The sequence below is a fragment of the Cellulomonas bogoriensis 69B4 = DSM 16987 genome (assembly GCF_000767165.1).
Taxonomy (GTDB): domain Bacteria; phylum Actinomycetota; class Actinomycetes; order Actinomycetales; family Cellulomonadaceae; genus Actinotalea; species Actinotalea bogoriensis.
This window is the reverse complement of the sequence record NZ_AXCZ01000208.1, coordinates 1-4,220: the sequence shown is the minus strand read 5'-3', so window position 1 is coordinate 4,220 and position 4,220 is coordinate 1. Positions and strand designations below refer to the sequence as shown.

At 74.4% G+C, this 4,220-nt stretch carries 6 protein-coding genes; 1 reads left to right on the top strand and 5 read right to left on the bottom strand.

Annotation, left to right across the window (positions count from 1 at the left end; genetic code table 11):
- The first annotated feature begins 78 nt into the window (after positions 1–78).
- Positions 79–1,014 carry a glutaminase A gene (glsA, locus tag N869_RS13315; protein ID WP_035062388.1) on the top strand — a complete coding sequence of 312 codons (936 nt, stop codon included), beginning with the start codon at positions 79–81 and terminating at the stop codon, positions 1,012–1,014.
- A gap of 21 nt (positions 1,015–1,035) precedes the next feature.
- Here the strand turns inward: glsA and N869_RS13310 are convergent, their stop codons facing one another.
- The 5 genes from N869_RS13310 to N869_RS13290 all read right to left on the bottom strand — a co-directional run.
- Positions 1,036–1,809 carry an SCO1664 family protein gene (locus tag N869_RS13310; RefSeq protein ID WP_035062387.1) on the bottom strand — a complete coding sequence of 258 codons (774 nt, stop codon included), beginning with the start codon at positions 1,807–1,809 and terminating at the stop codon, positions 1,036–1,038.
- Positions 1,806–2,378 (bottom strand): DUF3090 domain-containing protein, encoded by a 573-nt coding sequence (locus N869_RS13305; protein WP_035062386.1) that lies wholly within the window; start codon positions 2,376–2,378, stop codon positions 1,806–1,808. Before N869_RS13305 ends, N869_RS13310 begins: the two co-directional genes overlap by 4 nt.
- 9 nt (positions 2,379–2,387) lie before the next feature.
- Positions 2,388–3,080, bottom strand: a complete 693-nt coding sequence (locus N869_RS13300) for an MSMEG_4193 family putative phosphomutase (RefSeq protein WP_035062385.1) — start codon at positions 3,078–3,080, stop codon at positions 2,388–2,390.
- Positions 3,081–3,102: 22 nt separating this feature from the next.
- Positions 3,103–3,618: a methylated-DNA--[protein]-cysteine S-methyltransferase gene (locus N869_RS13295; RefSeq protein WP_035062384.1), complete on the bottom strand. Its 516-nt coding sequence runs from the start codon at positions 3,616–3,618 to the stop codon at positions 3,103–3,105.
- 87 nt (positions 3,619–3,705) lie between these two features.
- A partial coding sequence (locus N869_RS13290; RefSeq protein WP_035062383.1) for a pseudouridine synthase occupies positions 3,706–4,220 on the bottom strand: 515 nt, incomplete at its 5' end.

Here is a 4,220-nt window from a genome sequence, read left to right as displayed (position 1 = left end):
CGTGGCGGCGGCAACGGTGCTCGCCGAGGCCGGGGACCTGTTCGGGGCTGGGCCGGCGGCACCGTCGGGCACGGCCGGATGAGCCGCGCGGACGCCCGCACCTACGACCTCGACGCCCTTCGTGACCGGGTCGCCGGTGAGAGCGGCGGCTCGGTGGACGACAGCATCCCCCAGCTCGCGCAGGCCGACCCGAGCCTGTGCGGCATGGCGCTGGTCCTGGCCGACGGGACCACGCGCACCAGCGCCCAGGCCGACGTCGCGTTCAGCATCCAGTCGGCGGTCAAGCCGTTCCTGTTCGCCCTGGCGATCCTGGACACCGGCGGGCGGGCCCTGGACCGCATCGGCATCGAACCCACGGGCGAGTCGTTCGACGCGATCAAGCTCGAGAGTGGCACGGGCCGGCCCCCGAACCCGATGGTGAACGCGGGGGCGCTGCTGACCGCCGCACTGGTCGACGGTGGTGACGTCCGCGGGCGTGACGAACGGATCTGGCGCGGGCTGTGCGCCTTCGCCGGGCGTGAGCTCGACGTCGACGAGGACGTCGCCCACAGCGAGCACCTGCTCGGCGACCGGAACCACGCCCTGGCCCACCTCATGCGCGCCGAGGGGACCCTGGAGGTCGGCGCCGACGACGCGGTCGCGGTGTACGCGCGTGCGTGCGCGGTGCTCGTCGACGCCGACGCGCTCGCGGCCATGGGCGCGACCCTGGCGTGCGGGGGCCGCAACCCGCTGACAGGTGAGCGGGTGGTCCCGCCCGAGGTCGCACGGGACGTGGTGGCGGTGATGGCCACGTGCGGGGTGTACGACGGGTCGGGTCGGTGGATGCGCAGCGTGGGCGTGCCGGCGAAGTCCAGCGTCTCGGGGGCGATCGTGATGTCGGTGCCGGGCGTCCTGGGTGGGGCGGTCGTCAGCCCACCTCTGGACGACCAGGGCACCAGCGTGCGCGGGCACCTGGCGTGCGAGGCCCTGAGCGCCGACCTCGACCTGCACGTCTTCGGGTCGCTCGACGGCTGAGGCCCCGGGGGTCCGGTCGGGTCAGAACAGCGGCCAGGGCACCGGGGGCATGTCCCCGGTGGGGCCGGGCATGTGCCCGTCGGCCAGCAGGCGCTCGCACCGGTCGGCCAGGGCGTCGATCTCCGGGCCGGTGAGCAGCTCCCTGAGGTCGGCGTCGAGCCCGCCGCCCAGCGCGGACAGGACCCGCCGCACCCCGGCGACGTCCTCGGGGTCCAGGGGTTCGCCCACCCACCCCCACAGCACCGTGCGCAGCTTGGGTTCGACGTGGAAGGTCACCCCGTGGTCCACCCCGTACCGGTGGCCGTCGGGGCGGGGCAGCACGTGCCCGCCCTTGCGGTCGGCGTTGTTGACGAGCACGTCGAGCACCGCCATCCGCCGCAGCGGGGCGGTGTCCTCGTGGACCACGGCCACGGCACGCCCCTCGGGGTCCGCGCCTTCCAGGACGGTGCGCCACCCGCGGGTCGGGACCTGGTCCACGGGGACCACGTCGACGGGGTCCTGCCCGGTGTCGGGCTCCTGCCACACCTGGACCATCCCAGGCCCCAGCGGCCCGTCCCGCAGCCACGTGCGCGGTACCACGTCCCACCCCAGGGCCCGGGACACCAGGTAGGTGCCGACCTCCCTGGCCGCGAGGGTGCCGTCGGGGAAGTCCCACAACGGGCGTTCCCCCGCCACGGGCTTGTAGACGACCTGCTGGTGGGCGAGCTGCCCGACGAACGTCGCGTTCGAGGCGGCCGTGAGCCGGCCCACCAGCTCCAGCTCGCCCTCGTCGAGGGCGAGGTCCGGGGCCGTCACCCGTCGGTCAGCCGGCACACGTGGTCGTCACCGTCGACCGGCGACCCGCACAGCGGGCACGTGGGGCGTCCGGCGCGCACGACCCTGCGGGTGCGCTGCGCGAAGGCCCGTGCCGTCCCCACCGGGATGCGCACCAGGAGCATCTCGGCCGGCTCGTCGTCGGTGTCGCCGTCGTCGGTGTCGTCGCGGGAGTCGTCGTCGGTCTCGTCCCAGCCCTCGGCCACGGGGTACGCCTCGATGATGACCTGGGCGGTCCTGGGGTCCCAGCCCAGGCGCATGGCCCCGGTGCGGAACTGCTCCTCGACCGGGTGGTCCAGGGGCTCGTCGTCGACGAGCTCGGCCGGTGTCTCGGTGGGGATGGTGAGGCCGTTGTCCTGGTCCTCGGCGAGCTTGTCCAGGAGCTGGTCGATGGTGTCGGCCAGGACGGCGGACTGCTCCTTCTCCAGGGCCACGCTCGTGGAGCGCGCCCCGGCGCGGGCCTGGAGGTAGAAGGTGCGTTCGCCGGGGCGGCCCACCGTGCCCACGACGACGCGGTCCGGCCAGTCGAACTCGTGGACGAGGGTCCGCATGCGGCCAGTCTACGAGGGGGCGTGGCCGGCGCCACCGCCGACGGCGGCCTCACCGACAGGGCCGGCGCCCCGCAACCACGAGAGGTCCCCCAGGTCGGTGTTCATGGTGACGACGTCCGGCCTGGTCAGCCCGTACCGGACCACCGACACCGACGCGGGGCCGACGTTCAGCCGTTGGAACAGGTCCAGGTGCATGCCCAGGGCGTCGGCCAGGACGGACTTGATGACGTCGCCGTGACTGACCGCCACCCACACGGCCCCGGCCCCGTGCTGCTCCTGGAACGCGGCGTCGTGGCCACGGACGGCCGCGACCGCCCGCCCCTGCATGGCGGCGAGGGACTCACCGCCCGGGAACGTCACCGCCGAGGGCTGGCCCTGGACCACCGGCCACAGCGGCTCCTCGGCGAGGTCACCCAGGGCCCGGCCCTGCCACCGGCCGTAGTCGCACTCGGTGAGCGCCTGGTCCAGCCGGAGCTGCGGGGGGTCGTCCTGGTGGCCCAGGACCGCTCGGGCGGTGGCGACGCACCGTTCCAGCGGGCTCGAGACGACCCCGACCAGCGGCACCACCGACAGGCCGCTCCCGGTGCGGTCCACCTGCTCCCGCCCCACGGCGTCCAGGTCCACCCCGGGCGTGCGTCCGGCCAGGACGCCGGCGGTGTTGGCGGTGGTGCGACCGTGGCGGAGGAGGATGACGGTGGCCATCGCGTCACCCTAGCCGCGGCCGTCAGAACAGCCGTGCCACCGGGCTGGTCGCGCGCTCCAGGTCCAGCAGGTGCAGCTTGCGGTCCAGCCCGCCCCCGTACCCGGTGAGCCGTCCCGTGGCGCCGACCACCCGGTGGCACGGCACGACGATGCCCACGGGGTTGCGGCCGTTGGCGAGACCGACCGCCCGTGAGGCTCCCGGGCTGCCCACCCGCCGGGCCAGCTCCCCGTAGGAGACCTGCTCGCCGTAGGGGATGTCACGCAGCGCCGTCCACACCCGCACCTGGAACGGGGTTCCCCTCAGGTCCAGGGACACGTCGAACGTGGTGCGCCGACCCTCGAAGTACTCGGCCAGCTGTGCGGCCACGTCGGGCAGCACCCCGTCGCGCCGCTCACCCAGGGTCGTCGTGGGTGGCAGGTGCCGTTGCCCGGTCATGTACAGCCCGACGAGCACCTCGCCCTCGGCGACGAGCGTCAGCGGCCCCAACGGGCTGTCGATCACGGTGTGCGCGCGCGTCCGGACGCTGGTGGCGGTCATGGGCGGCTCCCTCGGGTGGGCTCCCATGCTCGCACCCCGGCGCTCACGGGGGAACCGTCCCCACGGACAGCGGACAGCGGACAGCGGTCAGCGCTCGGCGGTGAGGGGCAGGCGACGCACGCCGGCGAAGCTGCGTTCCTTCCCGTCCACCGGGTCGGTGAACCACAGACCGGCCGCCAGGAGCTGCAACGGCCTGGTGAAGTCGTCCACCGGCACGTCCCTGACCACCGGGTACAGGGGGTCGTCGACGATCGGCGCCCCCAGCCCGTGCAGGTGCAGGCGCAGCTGGTGGGTGCGACCGGTGCGGGGCGTCAACCGGTACAGGCCATGACCGTCCACCTCACCCTCGAGCTCCACCAGCGTCTCGGCGTTCACCGGCGCACCCGGCACGACGTGGGCGCGCCACGTGCCGCGGTCCTTGCGGATGTGGTTGCGCACCACCGTGGGCAGCTCCACGTCCCCCGCGACGGGCGCCAGGGCCCGGTACACCTTCCCGACGGCCCGGCGCTCGAACGCCGTCTGGTACGGGCCCCGCCACCGGCGTTCGGTCGCGAGCATCAGCAACCCGGACGTCACCCGGTCCAGCCGGTGCAACGGCGACA